Raw genomic sequence first — 22,536 nt, 5'->3', positions numbered from 1 at the left:
ACGACCGACATGACTCACTTCGATACCAGCCTCGTGCCCAACGGCGATATTTTTATCGGCGGCGAATGGCGGCAAGGGCGTGGCAACCCGTACAAAAGCCTGTATCCGGCGGATCAGTCGGTCAACATGGAAATCTCGACGGCGAATGCCGACGACGCCCGCGACGCCATTGAAGCCGCCGATATCGCGTGGCGTAAAGCGGACTGGTCAGGTCTGAAGCCGCATCAACGCGCGCTGATTCTGTACCGCATCGCCGATCTGATCATGGCGCGTCACGAAGCGCTCGCGCAATTGCAGCGCCGCGACAACGGCAAGCCGATCGGCGAGACGCGCGTGCTGGTGGCGAGCGCGGCGAACACGTTCCGCTATTTCGCAGCCTGCCTCGAAACACTGGACGAAGAAGTCACGCCGTCGCGCGGCGACTATCTGACGATGAGCATCTACGAGCCGATCGGCGTGATCGCGGCCATCGTGCCGTGGAATTCGCCGATCGCGTCCGACGCGCAGAAGCTCGCTCCCGCACTCGCAGGCGGCAACGCGGTGGTGTTGAAGCCCGCTGAAGTCACGCCGTTGATCTCGCTGGCGCTGGCGCGCATCTGCGAAGAGGCGGGTGTGCCGAAGGGTGTCGTGAGCGTGGTGCCGGGCAAAGGTTCGGTGATCGGCGACGTGCTGGTGCGTCATCCGCTGGTGAAGAAGGTGTCGTTCACGGGCGGCACCGAAGTGGGCCGCGGCATTGCGCGCATCGCGGCGGACAAGCTGATGCCGGTGTCGCTCGAACTCGGCGGCAAGTCGCCGACCATCGTGTTCGACGACGCCGATATCGACCACGCCGTGAACGGCGTGCTGTACGGCATCTTCAGTTCGTCGGGCGAGGCGTGCATCGCGGGCTCGCGTCTGTTCGTGCAGCGCTCGATTTACGACACGTTCATGAAGCGCCTCGCTGAAGGCGCACGCAAGCTGCGCGTCGGCGATCCGTCGCGTGCGGAAACGCAAATGGGTCCGCTGATTACCGCAGCGCATCGCGAAACGGTCGAGCGTTACGTCGCCCTTGGTCTCGAAGAGGGTGGCCGTCTGCTGTGCGGCGGCGAGCGTCCGGTCGGCGACGGCCGCGAGCAGGGCACGTATTTCCAGCCGACGATTCTCGAAGGCCTGACCAATGACGCGCGCATCTGCCAGGAAGAAATCTTCGGGCCGGTGCTGGTCGCGATGCCGTTCGACGACGAAGCGTCGCTGCTGAAAGACGCGAACAACAGCGTGTTTGGCCTCGCCGCCGGCATCTGGACGCGCGACTACAAGCGCGCTTACCGGATCGCCCGCGCGCTAGAAGCCGGCACCATCTGGATCAATACGTACAAGCTGTTCTCGATCTCGACGCCGTTCAGCGGCTGGAAAGAGAGCGGCATGGGACGCGAGAAAGGCCGGCTCGGCATCCGCGAATACATGCAACAAAAGAGCCTCTACTGGGGCTTGAACGACGCGCCGCTGGCGTGGGCGAACTGAATACGCAAGAGGCACGTTATGACGATTCTCGGCATTGAACAGATTATTTACGGCGTGACGGATCTCGCCACCTGCCGCCGCTTTTTCGCGGACTGGGGCTTGAAAGAAACCGCGCACGACGAAACCCACGCGCGCTTCGAAACGCTGAACGGCTGCACGATTCTCGCCGTCGAGGCGAACGATCCGTCGCTGCCGCCCGCGTTCGAAGAAGGTCCGACGCTGCGCGAAGTGACCTGGGGCGTCGCGACGAAAGCCGAACTCGACGAACTGCGCGGCCGCTTCGCCGGTCAGCCGGGCCATTTCGAAACCGACAACGCGGTCGGCTGCATCGACCCGAACGGTATGGCGATTCGCGTCGAAGTGACCCGCAAGCGGGCGCTCGACGTGCACGGTTCGCCGTCGAACGTGTGGGGTCAAACGCTGCGTGTCGATCAGCCTTCGCCGATCTACGAACGCGCGGAGCCGGTCGAAGTGGGACACGTCGTGTTCTTCACGAACAAGCTCGCCGAACAGGAAAAGTTCTACCAGGAACTGCTCGGCTTCGAAATGTCGGACCGCTATCCGGGTCGTGGCGCATTCATGCGCTGCGCGCCGCACGGTGGCCACCACGACATTTTCCTGCTGGCTTTGCCCAACGGAAAGCGCGGTCTCAATCACGTCGCGTTCACCGTGCGCGATATCCACGAAGTGTTTGGCGGCGGCATGCATATCAGCCGCTGCGGCTGGGATACGCAACTCGGGCCGGGACGTCATCCGGTGTCGTCGGCGTACTTCTGGTACTTCCAGAATCCGGCTGGCGGTTTGATCGAGTATTACGCCGATGAAGACCAGCTCACGCCCGACTGGCAACCGCGCGATTTCGAGCCGGGTCCGACGGTGTTCGCCGAATGGGCGATCGACGGCGGCATCGACGGCAATACGCGTCGGCAGAAAAATGCGAAGGCGCCGGAAGGCAAGTTCATGACGGAGCGCAAAAATGACTGACGCTGCCACTGAAAAGGCGCAAGCCGCGCATGCCGGACTCGAAGCACCGCGCACGATCGTCGTGATCGGCGGCGGCCAGGCGGCGGGTTGGGTCGTGAAGACATTGCGCAAGGAAGGCTTCGACGGCCGTCTCGTGATGATCGCCGACGAAGTGCATCTGCCGTACGAACGGCCGCCGCTGTCGAAAGCGGTGCTCGCCGGTGAAGCGGATATCGACACCGTGCGGCTCGTGAAGCCGGACGATTTCGACGCGCTGAATGTCGAAGCGTGGCAGCCGGACTGCGCGAGTTCGATCGATCGCGAGCAGCGCATCGTGCGCACGCAGTCGGGTCGTGAAGTGCAATACGACCGTCTGGTGATCGCCACGGGCGGCGCGGCGCGCAAGCTGCCGGAGTCGCTCGTGAAGACCTCGCATATCGCCTATCTGCGTACGCTCGATGAAGCGGTCGCGCTCGGCGAACGTCTGCGTTCGAGCCAGCGCGTGCTGGTGGTCGGCGGCGGCTGGATCGGTCTCGAAGTGGCGGCGACCGCGCGCAAGCTCGGCGTCGACGCAACGGTGGTGGAAGGCGCACCGCGTCTGTGCGCACGTTCGTTGCCGCCGATGGTCTCCGATTTCCTGCTGGAGTTGCATCGCGGCAATGGCGTGGATGTGCGGTTGAACGCATCGCTCGTCAAGCTCGAAGATCACCCGAACGACGCCGGCCGCATTCGCGCCACCTTCGCCGACGACTCGACGCTGGACGCCGATTTCGCGGTGGCCGGTATCGGTCTCACGCCGCATACGGCGCTGGCTGAAGCGGCGGGCGTGAAGGTGGACGACGGCATCGTCGTCGATCACTTCGGCGCCACCGACGACCCGCGCATTTTCGCGTGCGGCGACGTCGCGAATCATCCGAGCGCGTGGTTGAAGCGCCGCGTGCGGCTCGAATCGTGGGCCAACGCGCAGAACCAGGCGATTGCAGCAGCGAAGGCATTGCTCGGCACCTTCGAACCGTATGCGGATATTCCGTGGTTCTGGTCCGATCAATACGACGTCAATCTGCAGATCCTCGGCGACATTCCGGGCGACGCGCAACTCGCCGTACGCGGCGACCTGCCCGGCAAACGCGCGACGCTGTTCCATCTGGAAGACGGCGCGATTCGCGGCGTGATCGCTATCAACACGCCGCGCGAACTGAAACTGTCGCGCAAGTGGATGAACCAGGGCCGCACGATCGACCTTGCCACCCTGACCGACGCCTCGACGGCACTGGCCTAACCACATCTACGGACGGCACCACGGCATGAGAACCATCGACAACACATTGGGGGACCGCAGCAGCGCCGGTGTCTCAGGTCCCGTGACCCGGGGCTCGATCATCGCGCGTCTCGAGCGGATGCCGGCGAATGCGATGCAGGTGCGCGCGCGTATCCTGATCGGTCTCGCGACGTTCTTCGACGGCTTCGACGTGATCGCGATCGCGGCCACGCTGCCGATCCTGATCGCGAAGTGGCACCTGACGCCGTGGGAAATCGGCTTTCTGATCGGCTCCGGCTCGGTCGGCCAGTTGATCGGCGCGTTCGTGTTCCCCTGGTACGCGGAACGCAAGGGCCGCGTGCGCGCGATTGCGTTGAGCTCGGGGATTATCGGCATTACGAGTATTGCATGCGGTTTTGCGCCGACGTTCGCCGTATTCGTCGCGCTGCGCGTGATTCAGGGTTTGGGGCTCGGCGGCGAATTGCCGGTGGCCGCGACGTATATCAACGAAATCAGCCGCGCGCATGGGCGTGGGCGTTTCGTGCTGCTGTATGAAATCGTGTTCCCGGTTGGACTGCTGGCGTCGAATGCGCTGGGCGCGTGGATCGTGCCGCGCTTCGGCTGGCAGGCGATGTATTTCATCGGCGGCATGCCGTTGATTCTGTTCTTCGTGCTGCGCAAGCTCGTGCCGGAATCGCCGCGCTGGCTCGCCGAACGTGAGCGGATGGTCGAAGCCGATGCAGCGGTTCAGGCATTCGAACGTGCAGCCAAAGGTCCGTTGCCGCCGGTCACGAATTCCGCCGAATTCGACGCGATGGCGAATCGTCATCCGAAGCGCCGGATGGCCGATCTGTTCGGTCCCGCGTATCTGAAGCGCACGCTGGCCGTCGCGATGTTGTGGATCACGTGCGGCTTCATTCAGTACGGGCTGTCGACGTGGCTGCCGACCATCTATCGCACGATTTATCACGCGCCGCTGCAACTCGCGCTGAATCTGGCGGTGGCCGCTTCGGTGCTCGGCGTGCTCGGTTCGCTGACCTGCGCGTTGCTGGTCGATAAGGTGGGACGCAAGCCGATCATCAACGTGTCGTTCGTGGCGTGCGCTGTTTCGTTGCTGCTGGCTGGGGTGTTCCACGAATCGTCGGTGTATGTTGTCGCGACGTTCTGCGCGTTTGCGCTCGGCTTCCTCGCTTGCGGCTTCATCACGGCTTATGTGTACACGCCGGAACTGTACCCGACCAGCATCCGCGCTATGGGTTGCGGAGTCGGCGGCGCGTGGCTCAAGGTGGCGGCGATTTTCGCACCGGCCATCGTGTCGAAGACGATGATCGGCGGGAATCTGCAGGTGGCGTTTTATATTCTTGCAGCGGTGCCGTTTGTCGCTGCGCTTGCGGTGCATTTCCTGGGGATCGAAACCAAGGGCAAGGTGCTGGAGCAACTGGAGGCTTGAAGGTTCAGGTGGGCGGTCGATGTTGAAGTGCCGCAATAGCAGGAAGACGAAGGGCGCACTGGGTGGTGCGCCCTTTGTTTTTGCGTCGCCGCTTTCTGGAAGACGCGATGAAAATGTTCAGCGCGTCACAACGCCTTCCGGTACACGACGAAACCCGATCGATCGGCCACGTTGTCGTAAAGCTTCATCGCGGTTTGATTGGTCTCGTGAGTCTGCCAATAGACACGTTGCGAACCATCGGCTTTGGCCCGCGCGTACACCGCTTCGATCAACGCGCGGCCCACGCCTTTGCCGCGTTCGGTGTCGAGCGTGTACAGGTCTTGCAGATAGCAGATCGGCCCGGCCATCGTTGTATGACGGTGGTACAGGAAGTGCACCAGGCCAAGCAACTGGCCGTTGCGTTCGGCGACCATTGCATGCATCGGCTCGTAGCCGTCGAAGAATCGTCCCCACGTGATGTGCGTAATGTCGCGCGGCAAAACCGTTTCGCCGGAGCGGCCATAGAACGCGTTATAGGCGTCCCACAGCGGCAGCCACGCATCGAAGTCTTCAGGGGTAGCGGCGCGGATCACGATCGATTCCGACATGTTCTGGATTCCTTGGTAAATGTAAGATCAAACGGTCTCGGCTCTAAGCCAGCGCGCGAGCGTCAGATGGTCGTCGGTATCAAGCGATTGTGCGATGCGCCGGCCGACCGCCGCGCCGAATTTATAACCGTGCCCCGAACAGGCGGACACCACCAGCGTGTTGCCGATACGTTCCGAGAAGAAGCGCCGGTCGGCGGTGAAGGTGTACGCGCACGTTTTGACTTCCGTCACCCGATATTCGTCGATGCGGCCAAACGGCGGCGAAAACAATCTGCGCAGCGAGTCGCCTTCGCCGGATGCGGCAACGCGATCGGCGTCGGGGTCCGGCGCGCGCACCTTTTGTGTTCCCGAGCCGAACTTCAGGCCGATGCCGTCGAGAGGCGGTAACACGTAGCCGTCGCTCGGTCCGCCGATATCGACAATCGCGGGAGCGCTCGACCATGCGTCTTCGAGATCGGCGGGCGGTTCCATGTACGCGACGGCGTTGCGATACGTCGTCAATTTCCCGGCGAGCGCGGGAAACAGCCGCAGCGTCCACGCACCGGCGGTGACGACGAGCCGGTCGCCGCGCACGATCGTGTCGTCGTCGAGTTGCGCGGTGGCTGCGTGCGGATCGACCGCGAGCGCTTTAGTGTTCATGCGGATGTCGGCGCCGCGCATTTTGAGCCACGCCTTGACGTCGCGAGCAATACGCTCGCTGAACAGCGCGCCGCCGTCCTGGTCGAGATAAGCGTAGCGAAACGTGCCGGGATCGAGGAACGGGTAACGCGCGGCTGCTTCGCGTGCGTCGAGCCGCTCGTAGTCGAAGCCCATCCGGTCGAGGCCGATGCGGAATTGCTCCGCGCCGTCGCCCGGATATTGCGAAATGCCTAGCACGCCGCAATTCGCATAGTGGGAAACGCCGAGGTCGTTCCACAGCAGATCCCAACTATCGAACGCTTCGGCGATGGTGCGCGCGTAGCCGTCGGCGTCGCCATAAGCACGGCGAATCATTCGATGACGGTCGCCCGACGCCGCGAGCGGATTCGGTATCGAGCCCTGCTCGATCAACGTGATGTGGTGTCCCAGCTTGATGAGCGACCATGCGGTACTCAAACCGGCGATGCCCGCGCCTACGATTGTCACCCGCATTCGATCCCCCCGGCCGATGGCTCAGGGTCAAAGTCTAGCAGCGAGAAAATAACGGGTACGCGTTTGCGCGCGGGTGAGTACGTCGCGGCGCGCGAATGGGCCGCGGCGTAAGAAGTGGTGTCGGGCAGCGAGTGGTCTCCGGGCGCCGCTGCGTTCAGTGCTTGCGATTCACCGTATGACGAAGTTGGTTGCGAACTTTTTTCGCCGCGAACAGCGGCACGTAATCGAATACGCGCGCTTCGTGCCGATAAGTGGCCAACGTGTCCGCGTACATGCGCGACACCGTTTCCGCGGGCGTATCCGTTTCTTCAGCGATGCTTCTGACGACTTCGTCTATATCGGGTTCAGGCTGCGACATGAATATCTCCGGATGAGCCGGGTTGGGCGGGATGGAACGCGGGCAACAGGTGTCCATTACAGGATGCGAACCGGCGGCATACCAATTGAATTGACCTATCGCGCGATCTGATTCACAGAGATTATTTTCTTGCGCTGCGGCGGGGCCGCGCGCTGCGGGCCGGTACGGGAAATCAATGCGTGCGGCTTTGATCGAAGGCAGAAAAACGGACGTTAAAGCGCGGGGTTGTTGCACGAGGGTGCGACGATTTATTCGCTCTTATCGAAGACCACCACGGCGGTGGCCCCGTCGCCGACTACAAGTCTTCAGGAAGCGCCGCATTGATTTGCGAGCGCATGCCTTCGTGTTCGAGCCATGAACGGAACTGTGCGACCAGTTCATCAGCGGATTTTCCGTCTGGAACGTAAGTGCAGTAACTCCGCGTCTGCAGGCGAGGACCGGCGAACGGCGCGACGAGCCGGCCAGAGGCGAGATCGTCGGCGGCAAGCGCGGTCGGTCCCATCGCAACGCCGATTCCGTCGATCGCGGCTTGCAGCGTCAGATAAAAGTGATCGAAGGTCAACGTGGCAGCAGGCCTGAGTGCGGGGATCGAGACGCTCGCCAGCCAGTCAGGCCAAAGTCGCGGCAGGCTCGCCGTATGTAGCAACGTGTGGTGCCGCAGATCGTCCGGTGTGCGCAACGGCAATCGCTGCAGGAGCGCGGGGCTGCAGACCGGCAGCCTTTCTTCGGACAGAAACGGCCGCATCGAGTAGCCATAAAACGTATCCGGGCCACCGCGGACGATCAGGTCGTAGCTCCCTTTCAAACTTTCCAGATGCTGGTTCGACGTCTCCACGTGGATGTCCACATCGGCATGCTCTGCGCGGAAATTCGCCAGTCGCGGGATCAGCCAGCGCAACGTGAAGCTGGCAGGCGCATTCACCGAGAGCGTGCGCGAAACCGCGTCCGGGGAGCCGTATTTGCCGGTTGCCTGCGAGAGCCGCTCGAAAAGCGGCCCGATTTCCGCCAGATACGCCCGCGCTGCCGGCGTCAGCGCCACCCGCCGGTTATGGCGCTCGAACAGCGGCGCGCCGAGCCAATCTTCCAGCAGACGCACATGTTGGCTCACCGCGCCGTGAGTCACGTGCAATTCGGCGGCGGCTTCCTTGAAGCTGCCGAGCCGGCCGGCGGCCTCGAAGGCGCGCAACGCATTGAGCGGGGGTAGAGTCCGTTTCATTCGAGTGAGGTTATCTAACGCGAAAGACGAATTTATCTGGTTTGTTGAGCTGTCACAAGATAGTTATTCTTCTCGCTTTACAACCCCTTTCGCCAGGATCTGCATGCTTAGCTATACCGGCGGTCTTGTCCTCGTGGCCGCTGTGCTTCACGCAAGCTGGAACGCGATGCTGCACGGCAACCGCGACCGCTTTCTGTCGATGACGTGGATGAGCGTCGCCATCGCGACAGTTGCCACGCTCGTCATCGTCTTCGTGCCGCTTCCGGCGCGCGCGGCTTGGCCGTACATCATCGCGTCGGGACTCGTGCATATCGTCTACAACGTGAGTCTCGTGCGCTCGTATCGACGCAATGACCTGGCGCTCGCGTATCCGATCGCGCGCGGCTCGTCGCCGCTGCTGGTCACGCTCGGCGCGGCGTTTTTCGCGCACGAGTCGATTGGTGCGTTGCACGCGTTGGGCATCGCGATGATTTCGGGCGGCATTATCGCGATCGCGTTGCAAGGCAGCCACGTGTCGCGCGCGGGTGCGCTCGCCGCGTTGACGACCGGCGCGACGATCGCGCTTTATACGGTGATCGACGGGATCGGTGTGCGCTTGTCGGATGGCCAGGCGCTTGCCTACACCGCGTGGATGTTCCTGTTCTACTGGCTGATGCCGTTGCTGTTCATCGCGTCGCGCGGACTCGCCGCCTTGTGGACGCCGGTGCGAACCGCGCCGTTCGCGGTGGCGTCGTCGCTGGCCGGCGGGTTGGTTTCGATTGGCGCGTACGGCATCGTGATCTGGGCGATGCAGTCGGGCGCGATGGGCACGGTGTCGGCGTTACGCGAGACGAGCGTGGTGTTCGCGGTGCTGATCGGGCGGGTGTTTTTGCGGGAAGCCGTGAGCGCGAGGCGCTGGATGGCGTGCGTGGTCGTGGCGGCGGGCGCGGTGTGTCTGGGGCTTTAATTCCGCCGGATGTTGCGCCCGCGCTTGCCTACGCTTCGCTGAACAATCGCTCCGACAAAAAATCGACGAACGCGCGCAGCTTCGGCGACAGTTGACGGCTCGACGGCCACAGCACCGAAAACTGCCCCGCGTGCAGCAGATGCTCGCTGAGAATGCTTTGCAGCGTGCCCGCCCGAATCGCGTCGCGCGCGAGGAAATCGGGCATATAAGCGATACCGAGCCCGAGTTCGGCCGCTGCCCGCAACGCTTCCATGTTGTTGCACGTCAACGCTGTCGGGAAGCGCGCGGCGGCCTCTTCCGGCAATCCGCGAAACGCCCAGTGCTGCAATTTTCCCGAAGTCGGAAAGCGGAACCGCAGGCACGCATGCAGGGCTAGATCCGCAGGCGCGAGCGGCACGCCATGCTTTCGCAGATAAACCGGCGCCGCGCACAACACGAAGCGGAACGGGCCGAGCCGCCTTGCCATCAACTGCGAATCGGGCAGATCGCCGCTGCGGATCGCCGCGTCGAATCCGCCTTCGATCACATCGACGATACGGTCGTTGAAATCCAGTTCGAGATCGATTTCCGGGTAACGCTCGGCGAATTCCGGCAGGATCGGCAGCAGAAAGCGGTAGCCGATGGTCGGCAGGCTCACGCGCAGGCGGCCGCGCGGCGCGGCATTGGCCTGCAGCATCATCGTTTCGGCTTCGCTCAGCGCGTCGAGAATCTGCCGGCAACGCTCGTAGAAGCGCTCGCCGTCGTCGGTCAGGCTGACGCGCCGGGTGCTCCGCTGCAACAGCCGCACGCCGAGATGCTGTTCGAGCCGCGCGACGCTTTTGCCTACAGCCGAAGACGACAATCCCAGCCGCTGCGAAGCGCCAACGAAGCTGGCCGCCTCTGCCGTGTGGACGAAGGCGACAATTCCGCTCAGATTTTCCATGCTGTCGATTCGGGAATCAAAGTCCAGAGTGAGGGCAATGTAGCATCATTCGCGGCTTTGATTCCTCTATGGGCGATGGGTTTGCGGATGCCTTCGCACACCGTGTTTCATATCGCCGGCGCATCCATCTGGCTAAGCCGAACGTAATACCTGTTAATACCGCTACGTTCGAGGCCATCGTCATGCGCCGTATTGTTTATGCCGTTGCCGTCACAGCTGCCGCCACCGCGGCGGCTGCATTGCTGCTGTCGATGACCGGTTGCTCCAACGATCCGCCGAATCCGAATCCTCGTGCGAGCCAGCCGCTTGCCACGGTGCCGGTCGATTTGCCGCGCTATATGGGGCGCTGGTACATCATCGCGAACATTCCGTATTTCGCCGAGCGCGACATGGTGGGCAGCCGCGCGGAATGGAAATTGCGCGACGACGGCAAGATCGACGATTCGTATTACGCCCGGAAAAAGAGCTTCGATGCGCCGGAAAAGCACTATCAGTTCCTCGATACGCCTGTGCCGGGTAAGGACGGCGGCGAGTGGAGCGTGCAGTTGTTCTGGCCGGTGCACGTCACGCAACTGACGCTGTATGTGGACCCTGATTACCAGTACACGATCCTCGGTTATCCGGGCAAAAACCTCGGCTGGATCTTTGCGCGCGCGCCCGATATCAGCGACGACATGTACCGCTCGCTACTCGCCAGGCTCGACGCGATGGGCTACGACACGTCGCGTTTCAGGCGCGTGCCGCAGCGGCCGGATCAGTTGGGTAAGGAAGGCTTTGCATCGCCCGGCGACAAGGATTAGCTGGGGAACTGGAAGCAAACCGCAGCGCATCCGCCGCATCCGATTCCAGCGTTATCGCGTATAACCCGCATCGCCCCTGAGTGAGAAAGTGAGAGCCGCATGTCGCCACTTGCCGCCGTCGTGATTGCCCTGGTCGCGCTGGTCGTGATTTTCAGCGCCACGTGGGCATGGCAATTGAAAACCGAAAACGCCGGCATGGTCGATCCCATCTGGGCGTATTCGCTCGGCTTGGTCGCGGTGCTCTATGCGGTGCTCGGCACAGGCGATCCATCGAGCCGCGCGCTGACCGCGATCGGCGGCCTCGTATGGGGGATGCGGCTCGGCACGCATCTGTGGAAGCGCAACTTCGGCAAACCGGAAGACGCGCGTTATCACCGCTTTCGCGAACAATGGGGCGCTCAGGCGGCCAGCAAGATGTTCTGGTTCTTCCAGTTGCAGGTCGTGATATCGATGCTGCTGTCGATTGCGTTCCTCGTGCCGTCGTACCGCACGACGCCGGTGTCCGGCAGCTGGATGGTGCTGGCGGTTGCGCTGTGGACCGCGTCGGTGGCGGGCGAAGCGATCGCCGACCGGCAACTGCGGCGCTTCAAGTCCGATCCCGCCAATCGCGAAACGGTGTGCCGCGCTGGCTTGTGGCGCTACTCGCGGCATCCGAATTATTTCTTCGAGTGCGTGCATTGGCTCGCGTATATCGCGCTGTCGGTCGGCACGCCGTGGGGATGGTTCACGCTGCTGCCGCCACTGCTGATGGCGTTTTTGCTGCTGAAGCTATCTGGTATTCCGCTGCTCGAAGAAAGCATGGCGAAACGGCGTCCGGGTTACGCCGATTACATGCGCACCACCAGCGCGCTGATTCCATGGCCACCGCGGCATTGAAACGCGAGCGCGTTCACGAATAAACCGACAACAACGACAACGGGAGTCAGCCACATGAGCCTTTCCACGACCGATCGCACGATGCCGCCGCCATCGCCCGACAAAACCCGCGACGGCTGGCTGATCCACAGTTGCGAACGCGGCTGGCTGCCGGATGGCGTGATCCGCTTCGGTATGCGGCAGTTGATGCGGCAGCGCCTACGCGACGAAGCGATCGACAACGGCGAGTTGCGCGCGCAGCGGCTCAACCGTCTTCTGGACGATCTGCGCGCGAGTCCCATTGCAATCGAAACGCAAGCCGCCAATACGCAGCACTACGAGGTGCCCGCTGCGTTTTTTCATGCGCATCTCGGACCGCATCTGAAGTACTCGTGCTGTCTTTATCCGACCGGTAACGAGACGCTTGCGCAAGCCGAAACGGCGATGCTCGAACGCTATGCCGAGCGCGCGGAACTGACCGACGGTCAGTGCGTTCTCGATCTCGGTTGCGGTTGGGGATCGCTGTCGTTGTGGCTGGCGGCGCGCTATCCGCGCTCGCGCATTGTCGCGTTGTCGAATTCGCATGGGCAGCGCGCGTTTATCGAAGCGCGCGCGGCGGAGTCAGGTCTGCACAATCTGACGGTAGTGACCGGCAATATCGTCGATTTCGAATTCGACGACGCGCAGCTTCAAGGCGGCTTCGATCGCGTGGTGTCGATTGAAATGTTCGAGCATATGAAGAACTACGGCCTGCTGCTTGCGAAAATTTCACGCTGGATGCGCGATGACGCAAAGCTGTTCGTGCATATCTTCGTGCATCGCACGCTCGCGTATCACTTCGAAGTGCAGGACGGCAGCGACTGGATGTCGAAGTATTTTTTCACCGGCGGCACGATGCCGTCCGAAGCGTTGCTGCTGAACTTTCAGGACGATATGCGCATGGAGCGGCAGTGGTGGGTGAGCGGCACGCATTACGAGCGGACCGCGAATCACTGGCTTGCCGCGCTCGACGCCGCGCGTGATCGGGTCATGCCGATGCTCGCCGACACCTACGGCGCGCGCGATGCCGCCGTGTGGTTGCAACGCTGGCGCATGTTCTATATGGCGGTCGCCGAACTGTTCGGTTACGCGAACGGCAACGAGTGGGGCGTCGGGCATTACCGGTTTGTGAAGCGGTGACCCGATAAAGAGCATTGCCGGAAGACAGCCGCGAGCGGCTGTCTTTCAATGAGGTTTCGATTGCGCGTTTCTCGCGCCGTCCCGAACATAGCCGCGCCAAAGCAACGACAATAGCGGTCTATTTCCTGCTGCTTCCTGCGGTTGGATGCGCAACAATCCACCGCGCCACATACACCGCACAAGCCTTCAAACGCGCAATCGAAATAAACTGAAACATACATTTAAGCGCGTAGCGGAATAAAACGGCAAACTTGGGCGTTAGCCTGATACCGGCGGTGCATCCGGACCTGCTCCTCAGGAGCCGTATTTTCAAACAGCTTTCGCAGCATTGAATTCGCGGACGAAACCATCATGAACTCTCACGCCGACTCTCTGGCCGATTCAACCGGCGCACCCGTGCCGACGCGCTATACCCGCACGGCCATGACGCTGCACTGGCTGATCGCGCTGCTGATGATCGGCAACGTCGTACTCGGCCTGAGCGCCGATTCGTTGCCCGACGACTGGGTGCGGCCGGTGGTGGATACGCACAAGTCGATCGGCATCACGGTGCTCGGTCTCGCGCTGCTGCGCATCTTGTGGCGCGTGTCGCACAAGCCGCCGCCGTTGCCGCGCGAGTTTCCATCGTGGGAAAAAATTGCCGCGCATGTCGCGCACTTTCTGCTGTATCTGCTGATGATTGCGCTGCCGCTTTCAGGCTGGCTGCACGATTCCGCGTGGAAAGATGCGGCTACGCACCCTATGCGTCTGTTCAATCTGTTTCCGTGGCCGCGTATCGGCTATGTGATGAACCTCGATCCGACGCTGAAGGAGAGCCTGCACGACCGCTTCGGTGCGTTGCATACGTGGCTCGGTTACGCGCTCTATGCATTGCTGGCCATGCATATCGGCGGCGCGCTGAAGCATCAGTGGATCGACCGCAAGTCGGTTCTGAAGCGCATGGTGCCGTGAGCGGCGTGTTCCTTTTTCAGTCAGTTCTCCCGTTGCACTATCAACGAAACCGGCAGCCACTTTGAAGAAAACCCTTGAACAGGCGCTCGCTCTCGCATCGCCGCGCATCCTGCCGCGTCGCACGACACTGTCGAGCACGCTGATTCACTTCAGCGTCGTCGCGTTGTGGCTGCTGCTGTTCGCACGCGCGTTTTTTCTGCAGGGCGCTCTGGCATGGTCGACCGGGATTGCGTACGTGGTGTACGACACGCTGCTGCTTGCGTTCGTCACGTGGAAATCGCTGCCGTTGATGCGCCGCACGCCGCCGCTCGATGCCGATACCGATCAGCGCCGCTTGCCGGAAATGGGCGTGATCGTCGCGTCGCATAACGAAGCGGCCGTGTTGCCGGTCACGCTCGCGGCGTTGCTGCGGCAAACGTACGGCCCCGCGCAGATCGTGATTGCCGACGACGGCTCCACCGATGCCACCCGCGAACTTCTCACCGCACGCTTCGGCCTCACGCCCGCCGCCGACGGCGTGCTGAGCGCGGCCAGCTCGCTGTATCCGAACCTGTTCTGGCTGCGCGTGCCGCATGGCGGCAAGGCCCGCGCACTGAACGCGGCGATCACGCTGATGACCACGGAAACCGTGATGACCGTCGACGCCGACACGCTGCTCGACGACGACGCCACCTATGCGATGCGCGCGGCTTTCGCGAGCGAGCCGAAGCTGGTGGCCGCGGCGGGCATTCTGGTGCCGGTCTGCGGTAAAACGGTGTCGGGGCGCGTGTTCCAGTGGTTCCAGACTTACGAATACATGCGCAATTTCATCGCCCGTTTTGCGTGGATGCGCGCCGATAGTCTGCTGCTGATCTCGGGCGCGTTTGCGTCGTTCCGGCGCGATGCGCTAGTCGACGTGGGCGGCTTCGATCCGCAATGCCTGGTCGAAGATTACGAACTGATTCACCGCTTGCGCCGCTATTCCGTCGACCACGGTTTGGGCTGGGACGTGCGCGTGGTCGGCGAAGCGCATGCACACACCGACGCGCCGGATAACCTCGGCAGCTTCCTGCGGCAACGCCGCCGCTGGTTCGCGGGTTTCCTGCAAACGCAATACTGGAATCGCGACATGACCGGCAACCCGCGCTACGGCACGCTCGGCATGCTGATGCTGCCGGTCAAGGCGGTCGACACCATGCAGCCCATCTACGGCCTGACCGCGTTCGTGCTGCTGCTCGGCTTTCTGTTCGGCGGACACGGCGCGATCGTGGTGTCGATCTTCAGCGTCATCGGCCTGAAAACGGCGATCGACCTCGCGTTTTACCTGTGGAGCATCCATCTGTATCGACGCTGGACGGGCGAGCGCAGCGGCAACAGCCTGGGCATGGCGATGCTCGCGGCCGTGGCCGAGCCTTTCACTTTCCAGTTGGTACGCCATGTCGGCGCGGCACTCGGCTGGTTGCAGTTCCTGCGCGGCGGCCGGGTGTGGGGCGTGCAACGGCGCTCCGGCCTGGTCGCGCCCGACGAGCAATAACGGCGCGCGGCGGTTTTTTAAAGCGCGTGACGGCATTCCCCGCACTATTCGAATCACGCCTGAGCATCACGTGAGTCCACTCAGGTGATGCTCAGGTTTGACCTCAGTCAACTTTAAAGCATTTCGCGGACGTCTCCGCGACCCACAGGCACGGCGCGTGCACAGTCTCCAGCAAGCCTCGCCGGACCGGCTTGCCATGCCGCCATCGGACCCGTGCGGCAGCGGCTTCTAGTAGACTGGCGACGATGCCGCCCTCCATTTGCAGGGCGGCGACCTTCTATCCGCCCGTGCACGGAGACTTCACGTATGCATGCTGTTCCACCGCTCGAACAAGACACGGTCGATATAACCGTCGATGCGTCGCCTGCCGAGACCGCTCCGCAAAACACCGCTCACGCCACGGCCCACGCCCATGCGCCAGACGTGGCCGCTAACGACGCGCCGGTCCGCGATCTGCGCCGCGTCGGCATTCATCCTGATTACTGGTATCCGCTCGCGTGGTCGCATGAAGTCAAGGCGGGCAAGACCCACGGTGTCACGTTCGCGGGCGATCCGATCGTGCTGGCGCGTACGGAGTCCGGCAAGGTGTTCGCGCTCGAAGATCGCTGCGCGCATCGCCAGGTGCCGTTGCATCAGGGTGTCGTCGATGGCGAGTCGATTCGTTGCGGCTACCACGGCTGGACCTACGACTGCTCGGGCAAATGTATCGACGTGCCGTATCTGGGCCGCGAGCGTCTGCCGAACGGCGTGCGCTCTTACCCGTGCCAGGAACTCGAAGGCCTGATCTTCGTATTCCCCGGCGATGCCGCGCTTGCCGAACAGCGCCCGCTCCCGAACCTCGGCTCGGTCGCGGACAAGAAGTACAAGACGCGCCGCTTCGGCCGTCCTGTGAATTGCCACTACTCGTTCATGCACGAGAACCTGATGGACATGAACCATCAGTTCCTGCACCGCAAGCAGATGGGGCAGATGCGCGCGCGCTCGCTGGGTCGGCGGCACGGCGAAGGCTGGGTCGAAGTCGATTACACGTTTGCGCGTATGGCCGGGCAGCAGCCGATTGGCGAAGCGATCGTGTTCGGTCAAAGCCGTAAAACCGGCGGCGACAACGACAAGGACGTGATGACGATCCGCACCGAGTATCCGTATCAGACGCTGAAAATCCGCACGTCGGAGCAGACACTGGTGATGGACCTGTGGATCGTCTACGTGCCGCTCGACCGCGAGCAGCGTACCAACCGTACGTTCGGCTTGCTGTCGATCCGCAAGCCAGGCATTCCCGGTGTGTTGAATCTCGCGTGGCCGTTGCTTGTGTGGTTCACGGAACGGATCTTCAAGGAAGATCGCGAGATCGTCGAAGCCGAACAGCGCGCGCACGATTCGCAGGGCGCGGACTGGAATCACGAGGTGTTTCCGGTGATCAACCAGCTGCGTGCATTGTTGCGCGAGGGCGGCGCGCCGGACCTCGTAGTCGGTGCAGGAACCGGCGATACGTCGGTGATCCGTTTCTGGGATTCGCGCCAGGGCAACCCGTTGGCGAAAACCTGACATTTGGGTTTGTCGAAGCCGCGAAGGACCGTACAATCATCGGCGACGATGAGCGGCGTGCCCAAGCGGCGACCCGAGATCACTCAGTGGTTTTCGGGTCTGAAGTCCGAAAACAATAAGCGCCACGCGCAGACTCATCGAGCGGAACATCCGCGAAAATAATTAACGCCTGAGAGAGAGGCCCATTCGATGAGTACCGAACTGCTTGCAGTCGTGCCTGTTGTCGCGTTTCTTGTGGGTCTGGTCATCGTGGCGCTTGCCGTCGCGCTCGTGAAGGGCGGCCCGAAGCAGCCGCCACCGCTCGCGTCGATCAACGAGCCTTTCAAATCCGTCGATACTTCCGATTTACCCCCCACCAGACACTTCACCGCGCGCGATAACACGGCGCTTGCGTACCGTCGCTATGCAGGGCGTTCTCCGGCAAAGCCGCGCGGCAGCGCGGTACTGATTCACGGCTCGTCGGCGAGCGGTGTCAGCATGCACACGCTGGCGAAAGCGCTCGCGGCTTCCGGCTATGACGTCTACGTGCCTGACATGCGCGGTCACGGCGAATCGGGCAAAAAAGGCACGATCGCGTACATCGGCCAGCTCGAAGACGACCTCGGCGATTTCCTCGACGCGGTTCAGCCGGCAGGCCCGCGCACGCTGGTGGGCTTCTCAGCGGGCGGCGGCTTCGCACTGCGCTTCGCGGGCGATGCACGGCAACTCGCGTTCGACCGCTACGTGCTGCTCGCACCGTTCATCCACCAGAGCGCGCCAACCACACCGCCTTCGGTCGGCGGATGGGTGAACGTGGGCATCGCGCGAACGGTTGTGCTGACGATCCTCAACACGATGCGCATCAGGTTCTTCAACCATCTGCCGGTCATTGCGTATGCGCTGGCCCCCGAGGCCGCCGCGCGACTCACGCCGCGATACTCGTACAACCTCGCGCAGAATTTCCGGCCGCACAGCAACTACCGCGCCGATATTCGCGCGACGCGCCGGCCGCTCGAAGTGCTGGTCGGCGCAAACGACGAAGCGTTTTACGCCGATGCGTTTGCCGGAGTCTTCGAGGAAGCGGGGCGGGTGGTGCCGGTCACGATCGTGCCGGGAGTCGGGCACATTGGCCTGACGCTGGAGCCGGTCGCGGTGGCGACCATCGTGGCGGTGGTGTCCGAACGCGCGAGCGAGGCCGTGTTCATCGACGATCGATCCCCCCGGCGGAGAATTAGATCATCTCCGCAGGGTAGGCAATCCGGCGCGCTCGAGCGGCGATAATGGCAACGAATGCACGCGGGTTTGCGCCAATCGGGATGCGCGACCCTCACACCCGTGTACCATTTCGTTTTTTTCCATTTCCAAGAACGCCCGTGAACACGCAACAAATCGCCACCGCACCGAAAAAATCGCTGACTTTGCTTCAATTGCTGGGCCTTATCGGCGCTGCAGGTCTGATCGCCGCCATCGTGCTGAATCAGTTCGTCTAATTACGCCGCCGGGCCGTCGTATCGCGCTCGGGGCCTTATGCCGGCAGACGTTGCCGGCTTCATCGATATTCCGATTGCCATGTACAAGAAGGGCGTAGCCGTAGAACTCCAGTTTTCTCCCGAGCGACTCAACGACGGCGCGGGCGATCCTTACTGGATCGATCTGACGCAGGCCGAGGCGCAAAGCCTGCTGGAAAGCCTGCAAGCGCGTCTTGCGGGCGGCGCAGGCGGCAACGACGCGCCGCTGGTAGTGAGTCTCGACGAGACGCCGCCGTCGCAGGACGTCAGCCCGGCCGGCCCGGCGGCCGCCAGCACCGTTTCCGCGGACGACTTCAAGCAGTGGGTCTGCGTGATCTGCGGCTGGGTGTACGACGAAGCCACCGGACTGCCGGACGAAGGTATCGCGCCGGGCACGCGCTGGGCAGACGTCCCGGCCGACTGGCGCTGCCCGCTTTGCGACGTGGGCAAGGAAGACTTCGCGCTAGTCGAGTTTTAACGGCCTGCGCCGGGGTTCGCCGCGGGTTTCTTCAGGCTGACCCTTCCGGATAGTCCGCGCCCTCGGTCGCGGCTTTCCACGTATCGAAGTCGCCGCGCATGAAGTCCAGCTTTTTGTACGCGAGATCGAGCGCCATCTTGCCGAGCAGCAGACGCAACGGCGGCTGGTCCGACAGCGCAGCGTCGATGATCGCCTGCGCCGCGCGCACCGGATCGCCCGCCTGCTTGCCGCTACGTTCGCCGGTCTGCTTGCGGCGCACGCCGGCGGTGTCCGCGTAATCGTCGATCACCGTCGACGACTGCTTGATCGACGGCCCCGCCCAGTTCGTGCGGAACGGGCCGGGTTCGACGATCAGCACGCCGATGCCGAGCGGCTTCACCTCTTGCGCGAGCGATTCCGACAGACCTTCCACTGCGTATTTGGTCGCGTGGTAGTAGCCGGTTGCGGCAAAACTCGTAATGCCCCCAATCGACGACACGTTGACGATCAACCCGCTGTGCTGCTCGCGCATGACTGGCAGAACGGCCTTGGTCATGTCGACGAGACCGAACACATTGGTCTCGAACATCGCGCGCACTGCGTCGTCCTCACCTTCCTCGATCGCGGCCAGATAGCCGTAGCCCGCATTGTTGACGAGCGCGTCGATTCGGCCGAAATGCTGTTTGGCCTGCGCGACCGTCTGCTCGATCTGCGCGCGGTTCGTGACGTCGAGCGGTAGAACCAGCGCGCGGTCGCCGTGGCCCTCGGCGATATCTTTCACTTTCGACGGGTCGCGCGCGGTCACGACGGCGCGCCAGCCACGCTCCAGCACCAGCTTTGCCAGTTCACGGCCGAAGCCGGTGGAACAACCTGTAATCAGCCAGACGGGATTGTCTCGATTCATCATTTGGGAAAACTCCTGTTGATGGTCTACGACGTGTGAGGACGCGTGGCATCGCTCGCGTCCGCGAATCAATTGCCTGTGTGCTGGTTTAGCTCGAAGCGTGCCCGCTCCTGGTAGCGCGGCGCGTGTGCGGATGTTCGCGCCGCGCGAAAACCGAATTGGCGTCGGCAGGAGCGTGTTGCGCAGGGCGTGTGTGAATGACCGATATGAACCGGGCGTTATCGCTGTTTGCGCCCTGTTCCAACGTGAGTTTTTAATTGTAGTCGCAGCGCCGCCGCTTCGCTTTGCAGCGCTTTGACAAACGCACCGGCCAGCGGATGCCCCGGACGATGCTCGGGATGAACCACGCTCACGCGAAACGGCAGCGACACCGCGAGCGGCCGGATATGCAGATGGCGTCCGGCGAAATCGACAGCGGTAAGCGGATTGACGATCGCGATGCCGAGCCCATGCCGCACGAAACTGCATACGGAAACCGCAGTTGGCGTTTCGATGAGTTGGCGGCGCGCTATGCCAGCTTGCGCAAATGCTTCGTCGATCTGCAACCGGTACGGATCACTCGACGAGAGGCTGATGAAGGCCTGATCCGCGAAATCTTTCAACTCGATCGTGCGCCTCGCGAGCAACGGATGCCCGTCCGGCAACACGCACACTTCGTCTACTTCGAGCAACGGCGTCAGACGCGTGCCGGGCGGCGGCGCGTCGTGTTCCGTCAAGCCGAGATCGTAGCGTTGCGCGGTCAGCCATTCTTCGAGAAACGGCGACTCCTGCGTGGCGATCGAAACGCTTACGCCAGGCTGTGCATCGTGAAAGCGCTTTGACGCGCCTGGCAAGATCGAATGAGAGAACGCGGGCAGCGCGATGATGGAAAGCCGGCCGCCCTGAAATTCACGCAGGCTGGCTGCGGTCGAGGCGATCCGTTCGAGCCCGACATACGCGCGCTTGATTTCGTCGAACAAAGTGAGCGCGGACATCGTGGGACGCAGCCGTCCATGCGCACGCTCGAACAGCGCAAAGCCGATGCTCTGCTCCATGCGCGAGAGTTCGCGACTGACAGTGGGCTGCGACGTGAACAGCATTTCGGCTGCTTTGGTGACGCTGCCCGCCGTCATCAACGCGCGAAAGACTTCGATGTGCCGGTGAGTGAGCGCCATAGTGGGTATATCAGAAGTGAATGGATAGTCGAACAATTGGTATTTTACTGAATGCGCCGTTTTCATCATGATGTCGATCACATTTCCGCTTCGACATCGAGAGAACCGTGACGCCATTCAATTCGCAGCAACTCGTGGAACTTGCCCAGCAGCACGGCACGCCGCTTTGGGTCTATGACGCCGATACGATTCGTGAACGTATCGGAGAGCTACGCAGTTTCGACGTGATCCGCTACGCGCAGAAAGCGTGTTCGAACGTGCACCTTCTGAAGTTGATGCGTGACGAAGGCGTATTGGTCGACGCGGTTTCGCTCGGGGAAATCGCGCGGAGTCTTGTTGCGGGTTTCGTGCCGGGTGGCGAGCGCGATGAAGTGGTTTTCACCGCCGATCTGATCGACCACGCGACGCTATCCACCGTGCTCGACAGGCGCATCACCGTCAACGCAGGATCGCTCGATATGCTCGAACGGATAGCACGGCACGCCCCCGAAGGTCATCGCGTGTGGCTGCGGATCAATCCGGGTTTCGGTCACGGGCACAGCAATAAGACCAACACGGGCGGCGAGCATAGCAAGCACGGCATCTGGCTCGATGACGTGCCGCGCGCACTGGAGATCGTGCGGCGTTATCGGTTGAAGCTGGTCGGGTTGCACATGCATATCGGCTCGGGCGTCGATTATGCGCACCTGTCGCGCGTGTGTGATGCGATGGTCGATGCCGTGACCGCTCTCGGCCACGATATCGAGGCCATCTCGGCGGGCGGTGGTTTGTCGGTGCCGTATCGCGAAGGCGAGCTGCGTATCGACACCGGCCACTACTTCACGCTGTGGGACGCCGCGCGTCGGCGGATCGAAGCGCATGTCGGGCATCGCGTGAGACTGGAAATCGAGCCCGGGCGTTTTCTGGTGGCGCAGGCCGGTGCGCTCGTCGCGGAGGTGCATGCGCTGAACCGTCGGCCCACGCGGCAATTTGCTTTAGTCGATGCCGGATTCAACGATCTGACGCGGCCGTCGCTTTACGGCAGCCACCACGAGATCAGTGTGCTGAAAAGCAGCGGCGTTCCCAGCGATGCGCCCGTTGAACCGCATGCGGTAGCGGGTCCATTGTGCGAAGCCGGCGATGTATTCACGCAAGCTGAAGGCGGTGTCGTTATCGAACGATCGATACCCGCGCCGGAAGTGGGCGACTTCATCGTGTTTCATGACGCGGGCGCTTACGGGGCGTCGATGTCATCGAACTACAACAGCCGGCCGCTTGCGCCCGAGGTGCTGCTGGAGGCGGGCAAGCCACGGCTGATCCGGCGTCGGCAAACGATCGACGAACTGATCGCGCTCGAAGCGTTCGCCTGACGCTGCACCTC

The 22,536-nt window shown here is 62.6% G+C and carries 22 protein-coding genes; 15 read left to right on the top strand and 7 right to left on the bottom strand.

Annotation, left to right across the window (positions count from 1 at the left end; all coding sequences use genetic code 11):
• Positions 1-9: 9 nt before the first annotated feature.
• The 4 genes from BLS41_RS28630 to BLS41_RS28615 are packed head-to-tail and all read left to right on the top strand — an operon-like array spanning position 10 to position 5,171.
• Positions 10-1,500, top strand: a complete 1,491-nt coding sequence (locus BLS41_RS28630; protein ID WP_074770844.1) for an aldehyde dehydrogenase — start codon at positions 10-12, stop codon at positions 1,498-1,500.
• An 18-nt stretch (positions 1,501-1,518) separates the two neighbouring features.
• Entirely contained in the window at positions 1,519-2,484 is a 966-nt protein-coding gene (locus BLS41_RS28625) for a VOC family protein (protein ID WP_074770843.1), read from the top strand.
• Positions 2,477-3,742 (top strand): NAD(P)/FAD-dependent oxidoreductase, encoded by a 1,266-nt coding sequence (locus BLS41_RS28620; RefSeq protein ID WP_074770842.1) that lies wholly within the window; start codon positions 2,477-2,479, stop codon positions 3,740-3,742. Before BLS41_RS28625 ends, BLS41_RS28620 begins: the two co-directional genes overlap by 8 nt.
• A gap of 25 nt (positions 3,743-3,767) precedes the next feature.
• Positions 3,768-5,171, top strand: a complete 1,404-nt coding sequence (locus tag BLS41_RS28615) for an MFS transporter (RefSeq protein WP_074770841.1) — start codon at positions 3,768-3,770, stop codon at positions 5,169-5,171.
• Positions 5,172-5,296: 125 nt separating this feature from the next.
• On the opposite strand, the gene BLS41_RS28610 is transcribed toward BLS41_RS28615, so the two are convergent.
• From BLS41_RS28610 to gcvA, 4 genes are all read right to left on the bottom strand, one after another.
• Positions 5,297-5,758, bottom strand: coding sequence for a GNAT family N-acetyltransferase (locus BLS41_RS28610; protein WP_074770840.1), 462 nt, complete (start codon positions 5,756-5,758; stop codon positions 5,297-5,299).
• Between the two features lie 27 nt (positions 5,759-5,785).
• Positions 5,786-6,889: an NAD(P)/FAD-dependent oxidoreductase gene (locus BLS41_RS28605; protein ID WP_074770839.1), complete on the bottom strand. Its 1,104-nt coding sequence runs from the start codon at positions 6,887-6,889 to the stop codon at positions 5,786-5,788.
• Between the two features lie 154 nt (positions 6,890-7,043).
• Positions 7,044-7,247 carry a DUF3562 domain-containing protein gene (locus BLS41_RS28600; protein WP_074770838.1) on the bottom strand — a complete coding sequence of 68 codons (204 nt, stop codon included), beginning with the start codon at positions 7,245-7,247 and terminating at the stop codon, positions 7,044-7,046.
• A gap of 295 nt (positions 7,248-7,542) precedes the next feature.
• Positions 7,543-8,463 carry a transcriptional regulator GcvA gene (gene gcvA / locus BLS41_RS28595; protein ID WP_074770837.1) on the bottom strand — a complete coding sequence of 307 codons (921 nt, stop codon included), beginning with the start codon at positions 8,461-8,463 and terminating at the stop codon, positions 7,543-7,545.
• 103 nt (positions 8,464-8,566) lie between these two features.
• Between gcvA and BLS41_RS28590 the strand changes: the two genes are divergently transcribed.
• On the top strand, positions 8,567-9,409 hold the full coding sequence (locus BLS41_RS28590) for a DMT family transporter (RefSeq protein WP_074770836.1): 843 nt from the start codon (positions 8,567-8,569) through the stop codon (positions 9,407-9,409).
• 28 nt (positions 9,410-9,437) lie between these two features.
• Here the strand turns inward: BLS41_RS28590 and BLS41_RS28585 are convergent, their stop codons facing one another.
• Positions 9,438-10,331: a LysR family transcriptional regulator gene (locus BLS41_RS28585; protein ID WP_074770835.1), complete on the bottom strand. Its 894-nt coding sequence runs from the start codon at positions 10,329-10,331 to the stop codon at positions 9,438-9,440.
• A gap of 182 nt (positions 10,332-10,513) precedes the next feature.
• Here BLS41_RS28585 and BLS41_RS28580 point away from each other — a divergent pair, with 182 nt between their 5' ends.
• The 9 genes from BLS41_RS28580 (at position 10,514) to BLS41_RS40015 (ending at position 19,139) form a co-directional block, all read left to right on the top strand.
• Positions 10,514-11,131 (top strand): lipocalin family protein, encoded by a 618-nt coding sequence (locus tag BLS41_RS28580; protein WP_074770834.1) that lies wholly within the window; start codon positions 10,514-10,516, stop codon positions 11,129-11,131.
• 99 nt (positions 11,132-11,230) lie between these two features.
• Positions 11,231-12,007: a DUF1295 domain-containing protein gene (locus BLS41_RS28575; protein ID WP_074770833.1), complete on the top strand. Its 777-nt coding sequence runs from the start codon at positions 11,231-11,233 to the stop codon at positions 12,005-12,007.
• Between the two features lie 54 nt (positions 12,008-12,061).
• Positions 12,062-13,165 carry an SAM-dependent methyltransferase gene (locus BLS41_RS28570; protein ID WP_074770832.1) on the top strand — a complete coding sequence of 368 codons (1,104 nt, stop codon included), beginning with the start codon at positions 12,062-12,064 and terminating at the stop codon, positions 13,163-13,165.
• Between the two features lie 351 nt (positions 13,166-13,516).
• Positions 13,517-14,116, top strand: coding sequence for a cytochrome b (locus BLS41_RS28565; protein WP_074770831.1), 600 nt, complete (start codon positions 13,517-13,519; stop codon positions 14,114-14,116).
• 61 nt (positions 14,117-14,177) lie between these two features.
• On the top strand, positions 14,178-15,629 hold the full coding sequence (locus tag BLS41_RS28560; protein ID WP_074770830.1) for a glycosyltransferase family 2 protein: 1,452 nt from the start codon (positions 14,178-14,180) through the stop codon (positions 15,627-15,629).
• A 306-nt stretch (positions 15,630-15,935) separates the two neighbouring features.
• On the top strand, positions 15,936-17,174 hold the full coding sequence (locus BLS41_RS28555; protein ID WP_074770829.1) for an aromatic ring-hydroxylating oxygenase subunit alpha: 1,239 nt from the start codon (positions 15,936-15,938) through the stop codon (positions 17,172-17,174).
• Between the two features lie 189 nt (positions 17,175-17,363).
• Positions 17,364-18,434: an alpha/beta hydrolase gene (locus tag BLS41_RS28550; protein ID WP_074770828.1), complete on the top strand. Its 1,071-nt coding sequence runs from the start codon at positions 17,364-17,366 to the stop codon at positions 18,432-18,434.
• The gene (locus BLS41_RS28545) at positions 18,434-18,643 is read left to right on the top strand and encodes a hypothetical protein (protein WP_253189785.1); all 210 of its coding nucleotides are present in this window, start codon (positions 18,434-18,436) and stop codon (positions 18,641-18,643) included. Before BLS41_RS28550 ends, BLS41_RS28545 begins: the two co-directional genes overlap by 1 nt.
• A gap of 79 nt (positions 18,644-18,722) precedes the next feature.
• On the top strand, positions 18,723-19,139 hold the full coding sequence (locus BLS41_RS40015) for a rubredoxin (protein ID WP_074771247.1): 417 nt from the start codon (positions 18,723-18,725) through the stop codon (positions 19,137-19,139).
• Positions 19,140-19,170: 31 nt separating this feature from the next.
• On the opposite strand, the gene BLS41_RS28535 is transcribed toward BLS41_RS40015, so the two are convergent.
• Both BLS41_RS28535 and BLS41_RS28530 read right to left on the bottom strand, forming a co-directional pair.
• Complete coding sequence (locus BLS41_RS28535; protein WP_074770827.1) at positions 19,171-20,025, bottom strand: oxidoreductase; 855 nt, start codon at positions 20,023-20,025, stop codon at positions 19,171-19,173.
• A gap of 215 nt (positions 20,026-20,240) precedes the next feature.
• Positions 20,241-21,176 carry a LysR family transcriptional regulator gene (locus BLS41_RS28530; protein ID WP_074770826.1) on the bottom strand — a complete coding sequence of 312 codons (936 nt, stop codon included), beginning with the start codon at positions 21,174-21,176 and terminating at the stop codon, positions 20,241-20,243.
• Between the two features lie 107 nt (positions 21,177-21,283).
• On the opposite strand from BLS41_RS28530, the gene lysA reads away from it, so the two are divergent.
• Positions 21,284-22,525 carry a diaminopimelate decarboxylase gene (gene lysA, locus BLS41_RS28525; protein WP_074770825.1) on the top strand — a complete coding sequence of 414 codons (1,242 nt, stop codon included), beginning with the start codon at positions 21,284-21,286 and terminating at the stop codon, positions 22,523-22,525.
• The last annotated feature ends 11 nt before the right edge of the window (positions 22,526-22,536 follow it).

The sequence above is a fragment of the Paraburkholderia fungorum genome (assembly GCF_900099835.1).
Classification (GTDB): Bacteria; Pseudomonadota; Gammaproteobacteria; order Burkholderiales; family Burkholderiaceae; genus Paraburkholderia; species Paraburkholderia fungorum_A.
Note: the sequence above shows the minus strand (reverse complement) of the source record. Positions and strands in the feature narration are given on the sequence as shown.